The organism is Lederbergia ruris (assembly GCF_018332955.1).
Taxonomy (GTDB): domain Bacteria; phylum Bacillota; class Bacilli; order Bacillales; family Bacillaceae_C; genus Lederbergia; species Lederbergia ruris.
This window is the reverse complement of sequence record NZ_BORB01000024.1, coordinates 20,513-37,245: the sequence shown is the minus strand read 5'-3', so window position 1 is coordinate 37,245 and position 16,733 is coordinate 20,513. Positions and strand designations below refer to the sequence as shown.

Below are 16,733 nucleotides of genomic sequence, written 5' to 3'. Positions count from 1 at the left end.
GAACAATTCAAAATCTGACACCATTACTATTCAGTTCTTCCTTCAGAATTATGAATTTCAATACATCTTGCGTTTATTGTAATTTGTCTGTGCAGTACCTTTATAATTATACTTGTCACCCATATTACCGTGGTACTTGATGTCATATACCTCATGATTACTTTTCCTGTATCCGTCCATACTTTCACCTTATATCAAGTACGGACATATAAGGGTAGGGCTAAAAGTTTATAGCTTCTTAAGACGGTGGAATTAGACTACGTAAGTTAAAGTGCCTTAATATAATTTTTATTCTTGTTATTTTTCATTTAAAAGAACATTATACGCACCCTGTATAGTTAGGCGATGTTCTCCTTTTCCATATTTCTGCAATGCAGATTCAATCGAATCCTCGTCTGTCTTTTTATTTTATCCCAATCCTGCTCATCTAAGTAATCAACGTTCTCTATCCCTAACGCTAGATTAGCTGTTGTTTTTTCTACATTTACGTGAACAGATTCTGCACCGTCAATATTCCAATCACTAAGAAGATTTCTAGGAGTAACTGTAATAGGTTGCCAATTGCCCTTTAATTCTAAAGCTATGTTTTGTGGGAGCAAGAGAGTGGCTTTCATTCCATCCATCGGCCGGTAAAAATGATTATAGGGGACTGCTTTCATTTTAATATAGATCGTGTCGCCTTTTTTCTCGACCATAGCATAATCCGAAACCTCTTTGATTCTCGTTTCATTAGCGAGCACGTCCCCCTGGTAAGTCCCAAAAAGGGAAATTTCCTTTTGATCCGTTGTTTCAACGGCAATAGCAAATGGGCCCGTATCCACTTGCACCCGTTTTATTCCCTTTACATCACTCTCTTCATATTTTGGTAAATCCAACTCACGCACTTCCGCTGAGACAACTTTTTGCGCAAAGTCGAATAATCCAGTAGAATGTAGGACCGCCATCCCAATCCCCGTTGTCCCGATCAAGGCGATGAAAATAATGCTAATAAAATCGTATTTTACCCGACTGTTTTCTGTTTTGACAAAGAAAAGATATAATAAAATCTCAATGCCTAGAACAATGAATAATGCAGGCCACCATGACATTAAAACGAGAGCAGGGTCCCACCCTAAAAATTGTTGTAGTAGTAAAAACACGCCCAGAAAAACGAGGGCTCCTCCCATTGAAAAGGAGCCAACACGCCATGTCCTCATTTTGCTTCACCCTTTTCTTGCTTAGATTTTGTTTTGTTACCTGTTAATAATTTGATTCCTCCACCGATCAACAAGAGACAAATAAAACCGGTTTGGATATATTCATGCAACACATAATAAAGATCAAACGAAAACCATCTATGGAGAAAAGGCTCCACGATTGGAAGGGCAACATTCATCCCAATATAATAAAAACCTAAGACAATTAACCCAATCCCCACCCATTTCTGATGATTCAAGAAGAAGGAAATAAGCGGTACATCTTCATTCTCTAATTCTTGATCTGATCTTGAAGCCTTTTGTAAACCATCAAAAAAGCTAAAGAACCAGATGATGGGGACAATAAACAGAAAGATCCCAAGTCTTAGTACATCTAAAATATAGATAGAGAATAGAAAAGCTGCCATCAATTGGATTCCGCGTTTTTGTAAGCCTAGATAGAGATGCCCAGCCCCGGGAAGAATCGCTAGTAATGTCGCGATCGCTTTACTTTTCTTTCCATCCGAATTGCGATTTTCCAAGTCTTCTAAAATCGATTTGTCTTGCAGCTCTTCTCCTTTTTGTTTTTTCTCTAATTGCTTCAATGCATCAAAAAAGCCGAAGAACCAAATGATCGGAAGCGAGGCCAGAAAAATGAGAAACTCGCTTCTTTCTGTCATCAAAGTGACAAAAAAGATCATCATCGCCGCTCCAAAGAAAGCAACTAGTAATGTCGTCCCCCGATACACCAAGCCGAGCTGGAAATGCCCTAATCCAGGAACAAACGAAAGGATAATCGTGAAGAAGCGCTCTGAATCATGTGTTTTCTTCCCTGCAACTACTTCTTCATCCACCTGATTGCCTTGCGGATAAAGTTTGGAAGCAGTGACAACTGTATCGATGAAATTCACTAGATAAAGGAGAACTCCTCCAAGTGAAAAGATGACAAAAACATCATAACTAAACATAACCGCAATCATCACGGAAAAAAGGGGGATGCCAATCACAGTCGCCGTATAAAAAAGCCCACGTAACACTTTCCCCATATACATTAGACCGCCACCCGGGAAAAAGGCGAGCAAAAAAGCTATAAACGGATTTTTATTCATTTTGTTTTCCCTCCTTAAAGTGAACATCCATTTCAAATTTATTTATAATCGAACCTTGTTTATCAAGAAAGCTTTGCACAAAGGATTCTCTGTGACGGGATTCATTATTTTCAACGGTATCTGTCATTTTCATCAATTGAGTAAAGACACCTGTCGACATGAAGATCATCGTCATCGCCACGGCAATCGCATAGTGAATAAATGTTTGTTTTCGTGAATGGAGAATGCGGGACTTTTTCTCCTCAGGCTGTATTGGCTTTTCCATTTCATGGATTTGTTCCATAATTAGATCTGTAAAATTCTCTTGTTTAGATAAATCCAGCTCCTGGGCATCATTGGATTCCACTGCCTGCAAATATAATTCTAAACAGTGATCACAATGATAAAGGTGGTTTTCATATTGAATACGAGTTTCTTCTTTGAGTTCATCACGTACATATTGCAGCCAATTTTCAACGCTATAGTGATTCATGAAAAATCATCCTCCTTCCAGTGCTTCTTCATCCATTGTCTTGCGCGATACAACCTGACTTCGATCGTTTTCGTCTTGACATTCGTTTTTTCAGCGATTTCCTGATAGGACTTTTCTTGAATATAAAAATCTTCCACGACCTCGCGATAATTTGCAGGTAATTCTTTTAAACGTTCCCTTAATAAATGTCTTCGTTCTTTTTGGATCACAAGAAATTCAACATTTTCAGTTGAGGGAGTATGGTAACTTTCTTCATATTCAACTTGCTGATCTTCTTTTCTTCTTACTTTCTTACGTTTTATATCGATCGCATGGTTTACCGCAATTCTAGTCATCCATGTTTTAAAACCTTGATTCTCATATTTGGGGAGAGAAGTATAGATCTTTAAAAACACTTCTTGGGTCGCATCTTCTGCATCTTTCTCGTTGCGAAGTACGCCATAGACAGTATGGAAGATCAAATTCCGATATTTCTCTACAAGTAATCGAAAAGCATGATCATTTCCATTCTTTATTTTTTCGATGAGTACATCATCCAACTCCTCTTCCCCCTTCCCCTTTGGCCTCTATGTATCTAAACGTTTGTTGAATGCTGACCCCTACACTTTACGCTATTATTTTTTTGTTTTACTAGGGATATAAACCTCTCTTCACCATTGTAAAGCACGCCTCCCATTTTCACATTCTCTTCTTGATAGACGCCATAAAAAATTTTAGCACTACACTTTTTGGAAGTTTTTTAGATGAGGGGAATAAAAGAATTTGTGATGAGAATACTAGAAGGCAAACAGCCCTGCAGTTCAACTTCTAATTGGATGTTGAGCTGCAGGGCTGTCCTTATTGATGATTATGAAATTGCAAATTCGCGATCAGGGGAAAATGGTCACTTGGAAAGCGTCCATCCACTTGGTCATCCACAATATGAACGCTAGATGTGGTTATTTTTCCTTTATGCAAAATCCAATCAATTCTCCCCTCCCCACCAGAAGGATCCTTAAAATTATTAAATGTTCCTAAATTTTCATTGATCCGTTCGTTTGCATCGTGCCAAGTATCGATATATTGACCTTCTCGGAGAAAGGTTTGATGAGTCTCTGTCTCAGCCACTGTATTAAAATCACCCGTTAGGATAATCGGCAAATTTGCTTGAAATGCTTCTGTCTTGCGAATAATCAGCTTAGCTCCATTCACTCTAGCTTTTTCAGATTGGTGATCTAAATGCGTGTTTACATGATAAAAAGTTTGCTTAGTCTCGCTATCAAATAATCGTACCCATGTAGCCATCCTTGTACAAGCACTCTCCCAGGCCGTTGATCCAATTTGATCAGGTGTATCAGAGAGCCAAAAATGATTAAATTCCATGATGTCGAATCGATCTTTTCGATAATAAATGGTCATAAATTCTCCATGACTTCCACCATCTCTTCCAAGACCAACCCATCCATATTCGGGAAGCAACGCCTCCATATCTTTAACTTGTGGATAAAGCCCTTCTTGTGTGCCGATTATATCAGGTTTTTCTCGCTGAATTAAGGCTTGGATCAGTCCTCTTCTTTCCTCCCACGAATTCGGTGGCACATCACTATTATTTCGTAGATTATAAGTCATGACTCGCAGACTTTCATTTTTCTTCAAACTTATCATCTCCTAAAATATTTAATGCTCATTGGTGGGAGAGGAACTTCCGTGTTGCCCACGCCCTGCGGGCAACGTAGAAGTCAGCATATTCTGTGTAAGTTACCTTTCATTTTCAAATACTGTGACATTTCTTTCGTTTAGAAAATCAATCGACTCTCGCAAAGATTCTTCCTCTATTTGATAAACTTCTTGAACTTGCTTTAACCATTTTTCCAATGAGTTTAGTTTAATCTCTTGAATGTTGCGGAATGTCATCACTTTCATTATCTTATTGCGTAAATAAAAACATTGATGCCCATTAAAACGAACAGCCGTGATTCTTCTCATCGTAATGTTTTCATCCTCATCTAGATAGGATTGGCGAATATCATCTGTGATCTCCTCTTCTGTGAGAGGATTCCAAATGATTTGCTTCGTTACAAATATTTTTCCATTCGATTTTCGCTCAATCTCATATAGATTAGCCTGCTTTTGTGTGATGGTAATTTCCTCGCCAAAGCCGTGCATCTTATGCTGTGGTCTTGCTTCTAAATCGACTGGCTTCATTATAGGGGAACCATAGCCAACATCGACATATAATTTTTTCCCTTGGATTTCAACCATAATGGCCAAATGACCTGGTTCCACTCTCACGAATGAACAGATGAATCCTAACTCCGTCAAAAGCCTAGCAAAATTCATATTTAATGTAAAACAAGTTCCTCCCCATCCCTTTTCCACTAAGTTATGAACAAATAATGAGAGAGGCGGAATAAAATCTGGTGCAAGAGTAAAATAATGAAACTTGCTGAAAGTTTCATAGGGAACTAATGTTAAATGGTGTTGAATGAGGCGTTGTAAATAGTTGATTGTCGGTAATTCTCGTTCCAATCGTAAAAAACGTACATATTGATCCACTGCTTGATTCACTATTCAACACCCCTTTCATTCAAATGGTTATTGTAATTTCAACTTAATGCTTTCATAAATATCATTCCACACCGAACGATCTTCGATATATTTTTTCATCATCTTCTCATACATTTCCTTTTGTCGCTCTTCAAATTGTGGTGCATCTTTCGGAGGAAGTTTTGAACGCTGTTCCTCTACAAAATATTGGACAGAATCTGCTCGAGGTCCCCATACTGCATATTCATTACCGGATTGATCTATGAAGATGAAAATCGGAATGGATCGAGATGTCCCATTCGTTAAATATTGATCCATCAGCTCCAAATTTTGGTCACGAAGGATCATTCTCACTTCCATGTTCGCCTTTTCGGCGAGACGTAATAGGATCGGAACATTCACCATGGCGTCACCACACCAATCTTCGGTGATTACAATTACGCGTAAATCTTTTTTCTTCAGTTCGGAAAAAAATTCTTCATCCTGAGCAGGAACCGCAAATTGTTCCAAAATATACTTTGAATTTTCTTGATGATTTTTCATTGATTGAATATATTCTTTAGATGGTATTCCTTTTTGAAACCATTGTGAAAGATTCATCATTCTTCCCCTTCCGTTTTAACTTGCTTACATTATATCTGGTTCGGAAAAACAAGCCAATACATTCGAATAAAATCTTGTAGTTAATTTTATGAGAGTATTTTAAAGTTTTACGATAGTAGAGCGGAAACGGGCGAGTTTAGACCAGAAACGGGCGATCGAGTCGCAAAATCGGGCTAACTTTGGTCGTAATTGGGCCGTTTGAACGTAAATGATAGTAAAATCAATTTTTACAAAAAATAAAGATGCAAGCTGGTTCGAATCAGCTTACACCTTTATTCGCTTATCTTTTCTCAATTTCTTGCTTTAGTAATTTATTCACCATCGGCGGGTTAGCTTGGCCTTTTGTTTCTTTCATGACTTGACCAACTAGGAAGCCAAGTGCCCGGCCCTTTCCATTTTTAAAGTCTTCAATTGATTGCTCATTGGCATCCAAAATTCCAGTGATGATCGGTAGAAGTGCATTTTCGTCCGAAATTTGCACTAATCCTTTTTCTTTGACGATCTTTTCAGGATCTCCGCCATTTTCAATTAGTTCACGGAATACCTTTTTCGCGATCTTCGAAGAAATCGTTCCATCCTGAATTAACTTAATCATACCCGCCAAACCTTCTGGAGTAAGAGCTGTATCATGCAGTTCTTTTTGCTCAGCATTGAGATAAGCAGAAACTTCACCCATTAGCCAGTTCGAGGCTAATTTTGCATCTGCTCCAGCTTTTAAGACTTCTTCAAAGAAATCGGACATTTCTTTTGTCAAAGTTAAAACCATTGCATCATAAGCAGGTAAACCTAATTCCTCTACATAACGCTTTTTGCGTGCATCTGGTAATTCAGGGATCTCTGCTCGAACACGTTCCTTCCATTCCTCATCAATATACAATTGTACAAGGTCAGGTTCAGGGAAATAGCGGTAATCATCTGCGCCTTCTTTTACACGCATTAAGATCGTTTCACCTGTGGATTCGTCGAAACGGCGTGTTTCTTGTAAGATTTCTCCACCAGAAAGAAGCACTTTCTCTTGACGCTTTTCTTCAAATTCAAGTCCTTTACGTACAAAGTTAAACGAGTTTAAGTTTTTCAATTCTGTTTTAGTTCCGAATTCTTCTTGGCCGATTGGTCGTAAGGAGATATTGGCATCACAACGTAGAGAGCCTTCCTCCATTCGGCAATCAGATACACCAGTAAATTGAACAATTGATCTTAGCTTTTCCAAATAAGCATATGCTTCCGCAGGAGTACGGATATCTGGCTCAGAGACAATCTCAATCAGTGGTGTGCCTGCACGGTTCAAGTCAACAAGCGAACCATCTTTAGCATGCGTTAATTTCCCAGCGTCTTCCTCAAGATGTACGCGTGTAATACCGATTTTCTTTTTGTAGCCATCGACTTCAATCTCGATCCAACCATGCTCCCCAATTGGTTTATCAAATTGCGAAATCTGATACGCCTTCGGATTATCTGGATAGAAGTAATTTTTCCGGTCAAATTTGGTATCTGTGGCAATTTCACAATTTAAAGCCATTGCTGCTTTCATTCCATATTCAACCGCACGTTTATTCAGTACCGGCAATACTCCTGGATAGCCTAAATCAATAACAGAAGTGTTGGTATTCGGTTTAGACCCAAATTGGTTAGGACTAGGTGAAAAGATTTTTGATTCTGTTTTTAATTCTACGTGGACTTCAAGTCCGATTACTGTTTCAAAATTCATGATTTTCCCCCCTTACAATTGTGGTTTTTGTTTGTGAAAATCTGTTGATTGTTCAAATGCATGAGCTACACGATAAACCGTTTGTTCATCGAAATGTTTTCCAATAATTTGCAAACCAAGTGGGAGCCCTTCTGTAAAACCACATGGCACTGAAATGCCAGGTAGCCCTGCTAGGTTGACTGGAATGGTTAATAGATCTCGCGCATACATGGTCACCAAATCATCCAACATTTCCCCAATTTTATAAGCTGGAGTTGGTGTTGTCGGACCAATCACAACATCATATTTCTCGAAGATATTGTCAAAGTCTTGTTTAATTAATGTTCTTGCTTGCTGGGCCTTTTTATAATAGGCATCATAAAAACCGGAGCTAAGTGCATAGGTTCCCAGCATAATCCGACGTTTCACTTCATCACCAAAACCTTCGGAACGACTTTTTTTATAAAGTTCCATTAGATTTTCTGGATTCGGTGTCCGATAGCCATAACGTACTCCATCAAACCGAGCAAGGTTAGCAGAGGCTTCCGAAGAAGAAAGTAAAAAATAAGATGAAACGGCGTATTTAGAATGAGGAAGAGATACTTCTTCCCAAGTGGCACCAAGACCTTCCAATACTTTTAACGCGGAAAGAACAGCTTCACGTGATGCTTGACCAATTCCTTCCCCTAAGTATTCTTTTGGAACAGCAATTTTCAAGCCTTTAATGTCCCCTGTAAGCCCTTCTGTATATTTTGGCACGGTTTTGTCCACGGTTGTTGAGTCATGTTCGTCCAAACCGGCAATAGCTTGCAACACGTACGCATTATCCTCAACATTTTTCGTAATCGGGCCGATTTGATCCAGTGAAGAGGCAAATGCAACCAAACCATAACGAGAAACACGGCCATATGTAGGTTTCATCCCCACGACTCCACAGAAAGAGGCTGGCTGACGAATGGATCCTCCTGTATCTGAACCAAGTGAAAAAGGTACTTGTCCAGCTGCTACTGCGGCGGCAGAACCACCAGAGGAACCTCCTGGAACAAAATCAAGATTCCATGGGTTTTTCGTTACTTGAAATGCGGATGTTTCGGTTGTTGATCCCATCGCGAATTCATCCATGTTCACTTTCCCAATCGTAATCACCTGTGCCCCATTCAATTTCTCCATCACGGTAGCGTCATAGATCGGATCAAAGTTTTCAAGCATTTTACTAGCACAGGTAGTTCTTAGATTCTTTGTGACAATATTGTCTTTAATTCCAGCAGGTATTCCAGCAAGGATTGAATCTCCAACTTGTCCATCAAGCGCTTTCGCCTTCTTTTGAGCATTTTCCTCATCCACTGTTAAAAATGCCTTAACCTGATCATCAACCTCATGGATTCTCTTAATCGATTGATCGACAAGATCTGAAGCTGTTATTTCTTTTTTATGTAGTTGTTCATGTAATTCTTTAATAGAATGATCGAATAATGACATATTGTTGCCCCCTTCCTTAATCGATAATAGATGGCACCTTGATTTGTCCATCTTCTTGTTCTGGTACGTTTTTCATTACTTCTTCTAGTGGTAAACCTTCGACTTTCTTATCATCACGCATCACATTCTTCTGAGCAAAAACATGAGAAGTTGGCTCAATATTGTCTGTGTTCAGTTCATTTAATGTATTTGCCATAGCAATGATATCATCAAGTTGATCTGAAAAATTTTCGGCTTCTTTTTCACTCATTTCCAGTCTAGCTAAGTGAGCCACATGAAGCACCTGTTCTTTCGAGATTTCCGACATCCTTCAACACCTCCGCATATTAAAATAAAGTGGAACTTTCATCAGTAGGGGATTTTCTGGCGCTTTCCCCACTAATATAAGTTGTGAATGCGCCATAAAACCGGGCACCTGCAATACTATTGATGATATCAAATAATCTTCCTAACAAGCAAGCTACTTAAGCTTCTAAGCAAAATCTTTTCTCAAATGTCCTGGTCGTTTCGCAGGTTGTATAATCTATTTATAAATATGAACAAACGGCTCCTTATCACCTGATTTTTTAGAGATTAAGGCCTCAGCCCCGTTGATCGAGGAAATATTGACATTCACATTAAAATTCTCGAAATGATCTATTACTAGTGAGGCCGCCCATTGAGTGAAACCAATGACTTCCGCTTCTCCATAAAGTTGAATAGGAATATCAATTTCTAAATTAACTAATTGATCATTTTTATAAAAAGCACGACCAATCAGCCCATTATAATTGGGAAAATATTTTTCTATATCATCTTTAAATCTCATGAAGTAAGCCACATCTTCGCGATGATCTTCTTCAGCGTCTGAAGATGGAAATAGATAGTGCTTTTCATCAATTTTTTTCCAATCCCCTAAGGATGAACTACCTTTTGCTGCGTGGGCATAAGCGAAAAAGCTTCCCGGAACAACGGCATTTTTGCTGTTTTGCTCAAATAAAGCGATTGTAATCGGGATATTGCTTAGCCCTTCCATGGAGCGGAGACGTTTAAGAACCTCGTCTGCTATTTTTTTGCCTTCCGCTTCAAGTTTAGCATGTTCAATCGGCTGTTCAAATGTCGCACCATATTGTTCTTTTTGATAATAATGAACAGAGTTCAGGGCAAGGCCTATGACCATACCACCTAGTTTTACGGTTTTACCATCCTTCACTAAATAATCATGTTCGAGGATATGGGCTAGATAAATAGGACTTTTTTCATTTTGTTCTTCTACAGAACCTTTTTCATCATTGACAGGGTTAAGCCCGACATTATCCTCCTCGTCTAATTTTAATTCTTTTAATTGTGCCTTCGTATATTTTCGATTCAACCAACTGCGAACCGTTTCCTGATCTAAATTTTGCCCCTCTTGGAACAGATAAGTGTCGGTCGAAAAATTTTCTTTGGCCACACGCATTAAGCCTGTTTCAAATTCATTAATATCATAAGTAGAATTCAATCGATCAACAACCATCCCTCTTGTTTTGCTCGGTTTAAAAGGTATTTTCGTACGATAGATTGAATCTGATATTTGATAATTAGGAATAATCGATTTCTCTTTCTTTTCATCCTTTTCTTGAACGATCTCATTCTCTTTTGTTATTTGGGGAGCACAGCCACTCAACAAAAAGATAATCAAACTGCTAATAAGCCACTTCTTCATAAGATTTTCCACCTTGTTTTTTTGTTAAGGTAATCTGTTGATCTCATTGTATTTGTAATTCTTCCAAAAACCTCTGCTCATCCCAGGTTTCAATGCCTAGTTCTTTCGCTTTCGTTAATTTAGAACCCGCTTCTTCACCAGCAATCACCAAATCGGTTTTTTTGCTGACACTTCCTGTCACTTTTCCACCCAAGAATTCAATTTTTTCTTTGGCTTCATTTCTGGTTAACTGTTCCATCTTACCCGTTAACACAATTATTTTATCATAAAAATAAGAATCCTTGTCAGCCGTTTCACTTCTTTTTTGACCAAGATATGTCATATTAACATGAGCTTGTTTCAATTTTGTTAGTAACTGTTCCACTTCCTGATTTTCAAAGAAGCTGACAATCGAATCAGCCATCTTTTCTCCGACCTCATCGATTTGTAGGAGTTCTTCCTCTGTCGCAGAAGCCAAGCGATCCATCGTCTCAAAATGTTCCGCCAGAGTAGTTGCTGCCTTTGCTCCTACATGGCGAATGCCTAATCCAAATAATAATTTTTCTAATGAGTTTGATTTGGAGTTTTCAATCGACTGAATTAAATTGGAGCTTGATTTCTCCCCCATTCTTTCCATTGAAAGGAATTGATCCTTTGTTAAGGAATAAAGATCAGCAGGATCCTTCACTAAATCAAGGGCAAAAAGCTGACTAATGACTTTTTCACCTAAACCATCAATATTCATCGCATTTCGAGACACAAAATGAATCAATCCTTCTCTTCTTTGCGCTGGGCATTTCGGGTTCAAACAGCGCAGGGCCACTTCTTCCTCTAACCTAACTAGTTCGCTATTACATTCCGGACAATGTTCAGGCATTTGAAATGGAAGTTCTTTTCCAGTTCTTCTCTCTTCCAAGGCATGTACGACCTCTGGAATAATATCGCCCGCTTTTCTGATGACAACCCAGTCACCAATTCGAATATCTTTTTCTTTAATTAAGTCTTCATTATGGAGTGAAGCTCTTTGTACTGTCGTTCCCGCTACTTGAACAGGTTCTAAAATGGCGGTTGGTGTGATGACACCTGTTCTGCCGACACTGAGCTCAATATCCGTTAATTTTGTCACAACCTCTTCAGCAGGAAACTTAAAGGCAATCGCCCAACGCGGCGTTTTAGCTGTTTGCCCCAATTGTTCTTGTTGATCAAGAGAATCCACCTTTATCACGATGCCATCTATATCATAATCCAATTGAGAACGATCATTTGTCCATTTCTCAATATATTCAAGCACTTCTTCAATGGAATGGCATTGTTTTCTTTCCTTGTTCACTTTTAAACCAAGCGTTTCAAGCAAGTTTAAACCGGCGTTATGGGAAGTCACACCTGTTGTGCCAAAATCGCCAATTCCATAAAGAAAAATATCTAGATTACGGGAAGCAGCAATCCGCGGATCAAGTTGCCTTAGGGAACCTGCTGCCGCATTACGAGGATTGGCAAAGACCATTTGTCCTTCCTCTTCCCTGATCTCGTTCAGCTTTAGGAAAGACCTCTTCGGCATATATGCCTCCCCACGCACTTCTAGAGAATATGGTTCCTTTAATCTTAAGGGGATGGAGCGAATGGTTTTCAAATTAGCTGTTATGTCCTCTCCAACTGTTCCATCTCCCCTTGTCGATCCTTGAACAAGAAGCCCATTTTCGTAGCGCAATGAAACAGCCAATCCATCTATTTTCAATTCACATACATAAGAGAAATCATCCCCAATACCTTGACGAACTCTTCGATCAAAATCGCGAAGATCCGCTTCTGAAAAGGCATTAGCTAAGCTTAACATCGGGGTTTGATGACGCACCTTTTCGAATTGGGATAAGACGGCTCCTCCAACTCGCTGTGTAGGTGAATCTGGGGTAATCATCTCAGGGTATTTTTCTTCCAACTCCTGCAGTTGTTGAAGAAGCTTATCATATTCTGCATCAGGAACAGAAGGATTATCTAGAACATAATACTCGTATCCATATTTATTCAGTAACTGATGAAGCTCCTTCACCTGTTTTGCAATACTTTCTTGATTCATCCTCACATCAACCTTTCCACCAAAACCAATACTTTTCATTGCAAGCTCTAAGTTTTAGAGATCAGAGCCCAGCTAGCTAGTAAGTGTCATGCCTTACTTATTATGCCTCAGCAATAAAAGCGCAAACGCCTGTCTTCGCCGTTCTAACCAACATCCTGTTAGCCTAGACTTTTTGGATAGGGGCAAACTGGGCAAGCAGTCGTTTAATCCCCACAGGGCTTGGAAAGGCAATATCCAATTCTTTATTATCTGCATCCCCCTTGACGCTCACAACGGTCCCAATTCCCCATTTTTTATGTTCTGCTTTGTCCCCAACCTTCCATTCCGAACCAGAATCAGGAGAATTATCGGTCGACATCGGTCTTGTAACAGGTTTTCTTCGTTCCCTATTCATGACTCGACGATCCGCGCTAGCTCTTTTCTGTTTTTCTTGTTCGTTGACATTTTCCAGAAGTTCGGCTGGAATTTCCGCAATAAATCGAGAAACTGGGTTCATATTGGTACGACCAAATAAGGTCCTCATTTGCGCATTCGTTAAGTATAATTCTTCTTCTGCACGTGTGATCCCGACATAGGCGATTCTTCTTTCTTCTTCCATTTCAGCTTCTTCCATCAAGGAACGATTATGCGGAAAAACGCCCTCTTCCATTCCAATTAAAAAGACGACTGGGAATTCAAGGCCTTTTGCTGAGTGCAAGGTCATTAGTGTGACCCCTTCCTCTGGTACCCCATCTTCATCGAGACGATCAATGTCGGCAACAAGCGCTAAATCCGTAAGAAAAGCAACTAAACTTTTATCTTCACTTCCGTCTTCAAAATTTTTCGTAACGGAAAGGAACTCTTCGATATTTTCTAATCTACTCTCTGCTTCTAGCGATTTTTCCGCTTTTAACATATCGCGATATCCTGTTTTCTCGATTACTTCTTCAACCAATTCGGTCACAGGCAAATACTCTTGCATGCCGACATAATTGCGAATTAATAGATAAAATTCAGCGGCTGCATTTGCGGCTTTTCCAGTTAAACCAATAAAATCAACTTCAGCTAACGCTTGATACATGGAAAGGTCTCGTTCTCTGGCATATGCAGCAATTCTATCTAAAGAGGTTGCTCCAATTCCACGTTTTGGAACATTGATAATGCGCTGCAAGCTAATATCATCATCTGGATTCGCAATTAATCTTAAATAGGCAAGTAAGTCTTTAATTTCTTTTCGATCATAGAATTTTGTACCGCCAACAATTTTATATTCGATATTTGATTTTAATAATACTTCCTCCATCGCACGAGATTGAGCATTTGTTCGATAAAGAATCACAAAGTCCGAAAGTTTCCGTTGTCCTTTTGTACTTAATTCCTTAATTTTCCCTGCTACATATTGAGCTTCTGATTGTTCACTGTCTGCCCGATAATAGCTAATCCTTTGCCCCTCTATATTTTCCGTCCATAATTTTTTCGGTTTGCGATTTGGATTATTTTGAATGACTTCATTCGCTGCATCAAGAATATACTTTGTAGAACGATAATTTTGTTCGAGAAGAATGACTTTGGCATTTGGGTAATCTTTTTCGAAGGATAAAATATTGGCGATATCTGCTCCCCGCCATCGATAAATCGACTGATCCGAGTCCCCCACGACACAAATATTTTTAAGGCGTGCGGCAAGACTTTTGACAAGCATATATTGAGCACGATTCGTATCTTGATATTCATCGACGTGAATATATTGGAATTTGCGTTGATAGAATTCCAATATTTCAGGGACGCGTTCAAATAATTGAATAGTCACCATGATTAAATCGTCAAAATCTAGAGCGTTATTGCGACGTAATCTACGTTGATACTCTGTATAAATCTTGCTGATGGTTTGCGCATAAAAACCGGCTGCTGTTTTTTCATATTCCTTCGTCGTCACTAATTCATTTTTCGCACTGCTAATCGCACCGAGTGCAGCTCTTGGGTCAAATTTCTTCGCATCAATATTTAAATCCTTGATCACATTTTTTACAACCGATAGTTGGTCAGTTGAGTCAAGAATAGTGAAATTACTATTATAGCCTAGACGATCAATATCACGCCGTAAAATCCGTACACACATGGAGTGGAAAGTGGAAATCCAAACAGCTTCTGCCGAGCCGCCCATAATATTTCCAATCCGTTCCTTCATCTCTCGTGCGGCCTTATTTGTAAATGTAATCGCAAGAATATTGTAAGGATTGACCTCTTTTTCTACCATTAAATAGGCCACCCGATGTGTGAGGACTCTTGTTTTTCCACTACCTGCCCCCGCCATAATCAGCAAAGGCCCTTCTGTCGTTTTGACCGCCTCTTTTTGTTCAGGATTTAATCCTTCTAAGAGACGTGTACCCGAAATTTGCAACTCTACTACCTCCTCACCTAGAAACGTTTGTTCTATTATAACTTGATTTTATACAAAAGTCACGGAAGCACATGAACTGTTTTCAAAGCTTCTTTTAAATTTTCATAGACGACATTACCGACGATAATACAATCAGCAAATTGTTTCATTTCTTTTGCCTGTTGGACTGTTTGAATACCGCCACCATAGAAAAGAATGGTATTTGATAATTGACCACTTACCTTTTCCACTAATTTCGGATCACCATAATTCCCACTATATTCCATATAAAAGATCGGCATCTGAAACATTTTCTCAGCCATTCTTGCATATGCTATGACATCTTCATCATCTAGTGAAGTGACTGCCTTTGTTAATTTGGCCGCCTTGCAATCGGCATTTAGAATACAATAGCCTTCCACTAGGACCTCATCCCAATCCATCAGCTCTCCATATTCTTTGATCGCTTGATGATGGAGGCCGGAAAACCATTGGATTTCTTCTGTATTTAAAACAGATGGAATAAAATATAAATCAAATCCTGGTGTAAGGGATTCAAGATTACTTACTTCTAGTACACACGGAACAGTGTATCTTCTTACTCTTGACATTAACTGCAAAACATTTTCCAATGTTACATGATCTGTACCACCAACAATAATGGCGTCTGTTCCTGATTCACAGATTTTTTCTAAATCTTTATCTGAAATCGGCTTATTAGGATCCAGTTTAAAGGCGTGGCGCCACTCTTTCACATCGTACATATTGATTGGGTCCTCCATTTCTATTGGGCATCTATCATTATAGCATTTAGGGATGGGGAGACTAAAGTAGATGGGGAAATTTTATGGATATCAGTATTGGAAAAACACAAAAAGGAACAGCTTGCTATCTCACTGCCCCCGTATTTAAGAATAAAAGCGCAAGCGCCCGTTTAGCGACGTACAAACTTTTTAGGGGCCTGACGAGATAAAGGAAACACGATGAACCCGAAGGGTGAATCGATGTTGACTTATCGTAGGAAGGCACCGAAAGTTTGCTAGTCGCTGGGCGCTGGAGCTGGATGTCAATACCCACTTTTAGTACTTATCCACAAGCTAGAATTTTATATTACGCTAAGCAACAAAAAAGAATAGTCATTCATTCCGTTGGAAGACGAAATGAATGGCTCTATTTTATTTTTCCCCTTCAACACGATCAAGAACCATTTCATATGTGTCATTTCCATAATTCAAACAGCGTTTCACCCTGGAAATCGTAGCGGTACTTGCTCCCGTTTCCGCTTCAATTTTATGGTACGTATTACCTTCTCGCAGCATCCTAGCTACTTCTAGACGTTGCGATAAGGATTGTATTTCATTAATGGTACATAAATCATCAAAGAAGCGATAACACTCCTCCCGATCTTGCAATGTGAGAATCGCATCAAAAAGCTGGTCTAATTCTTTTCCTCTCAATTTTTCAATTTGCATACACCTATAATCTCCTTTAGCACGTGTTCAAAAAGGAGGATAAAAAGGACCCGTCGGCTAAAGGCGCTGACGTCCTGTCAGCAACGCCGACACTAGCACATCCTGTGCGTCGAA

15 protein-coding genes are annotated in these 16,733 nt (G+C 39.2%); all 15 read right to left on the bottom strand.

The window, feature by feature from the left end; translation table 11 throughout:
* Positions 1-338: 338 nt before the first annotated feature.
* Positions 339-1,196: a hypothetical protein gene (locus KI363_RS13715; protein WP_212966664.1), complete on the bottom strand. Its 858-nt coding sequence runs from the start codon at positions 1,194-1,196 to the stop codon at positions 339-341.
* On the bottom strand, positions 1,193-2,284 hold the full coding sequence (locus tag KI363_RS13710; protein ID WP_212966663.1) for a hypothetical protein: 1,092 nt from the start codon (positions 2,282-2,284) through the stop codon (positions 1,193-1,195). Before KI363_RS13710 ends, KI363_RS13715 begins: the two co-directional genes overlap by 4 nt.
* Positions 2,277-2,756 carry an anti-sigma factor gene (locus KI363_RS13705; RefSeq protein WP_158322584.1) on the bottom strand — a complete coding sequence of 160 codons (480 nt, stop codon included), beginning with the start codon at positions 2,754-2,756 and terminating at the stop codon, positions 2,277-2,279. The genes KI363_RS13710 and KI363_RS13705 overlap by 8 nt, the downstream gene beginning before the upstream one ends.
* Positions 2,753-3,295, bottom strand: a complete 543-nt coding sequence (locus KI363_RS13700; protein WP_158322583.1) for an RNA polymerase sigma factor — start codon at positions 3,293-3,295, stop codon at positions 2,753-2,755. Before KI363_RS13700 ends, KI363_RS13705 begins: the two co-directional genes overlap by 4 nt.
* A 298-nt stretch (positions 3,296-3,593) precedes the next feature.
* Positions 3,594-4,391, bottom strand: coding sequence for an endonuclease/exonuclease/phosphatase family protein (locus KI363_RS13695; RefSeq protein WP_212966662.1), 798 nt, complete (start codon positions 4,389-4,391; stop codon positions 3,594-3,596).
* A 102-nt stretch (positions 4,392-4,493) separates the two neighbouring features.
* Positions 4,494-5,303 (bottom strand): arylamine N-acetyltransferase, encoded by an 810-nt coding sequence (locus KI363_RS13690; protein ID WP_158322581.1) that lies wholly within the window; start codon positions 5,301-5,303, stop codon positions 4,494-4,496.
* Between the two features lie 27 nt (positions 5,304-5,330).
* Positions 5,331-5,882: a thioredoxin family protein gene (locus KI363_RS13685; RefSeq protein ID WP_158322580.1), complete on the bottom strand. Its 552-nt coding sequence runs from the start codon at positions 5,880-5,882 to the stop codon at positions 5,331-5,333.
* Positions 5,883-6,165: 283 nt separating this feature from the next.
* Positions 6,166-7,593 carry an Asp-tRNA(Asn)/Glu-tRNA(Gln) amidotransferase subunit GatB gene (gene gatB, locus KI363_RS13680; RefSeq protein ID WP_158322579.1) on the bottom strand — a complete coding sequence of 476 codons (1,428 nt, stop codon included), beginning with the start codon at positions 7,591-7,593 and terminating at the stop codon, positions 6,166-6,168.
* A 12-nt stretch (positions 7,594-7,605) separates the two neighbouring features.
* Positions 7,606-9,051 (bottom strand): Asp-tRNA(Asn)/Glu-tRNA(Gln) amidotransferase subunit GatA, encoded by a 1,446-nt coding sequence (gene gatA, locus KI363_RS13675; RefSeq protein ID WP_212966661.1) that lies wholly within the window; start codon positions 9,049-9,051, stop codon positions 7,606-7,608.
* A 16-nt stretch (positions 9,052-9,067) separates the two neighbouring features.
* Positions 9,068-9,358, bottom strand: coding sequence for an Asp-tRNA(Asn)/Glu-tRNA(Gln) amidotransferase subunit GatC (gene gatC, locus KI363_RS13670; RefSeq protein WP_158322577.1), 291 nt, complete (start codon positions 9,356-9,358; stop codon positions 9,068-9,070).
* Positions 9,359-9,574: 216 nt separating this feature from the next.
* Entirely contained in the window at positions 9,575-10,735 is a 1,161-nt protein-coding gene (locus KI363_RS13665; protein WP_212966660.1) for a CamS family sex pheromone protein, read from the bottom strand.
* Between the two features lie 43 nt (positions 10,736-10,778).
* On the bottom strand, positions 10,779-12,788 hold the full coding sequence (ligA, locus tag KI363_RS13660; protein ID WP_212966688.1) for an NAD-dependent DNA ligase LigA: 2,010 nt from the start codon (positions 12,786-12,788) through the stop codon (positions 10,779-10,781).
* 163 nt (positions 12,789-12,951) lie between these two features.
* Positions 12,952-15,168 carry a DNA helicase PcrA gene (gene pcrA, locus KI363_RS13655; protein WP_212966659.1) on the bottom strand — a complete coding sequence of 739 codons (2,217 nt, stop codon included), beginning with the start codon at positions 15,166-15,168 and terminating at the stop codon, positions 12,952-12,954.
* 59 nt (positions 15,169-15,227) lie between these two features.
* The gene (pcrB, locus tag KI363_RS13650) at positions 15,228-15,911 is read right to left on the bottom strand and encodes a heptaprenylglyceryl phosphate synthase (RefSeq protein WP_212966658.1); all 684 of its coding nucleotides are present in this window, start codon (positions 15,909-15,911) and stop codon (positions 15,228-15,230) included.
* A gap of 411 nt (positions 15,912-16,322) precedes the next feature.
* The gene (locus KI363_RS13645; protein ID WP_158322573.1) at positions 16,323-16,619 is read right to left on the bottom strand and encodes a YerC/YecD family TrpR-related protein; all 297 of its coding nucleotides are present in this window, start codon (positions 16,617-16,619) and stop codon (positions 16,323-16,325) included.
* Positions 16,620-16,733 lie beyond the last annotated feature (114 nt).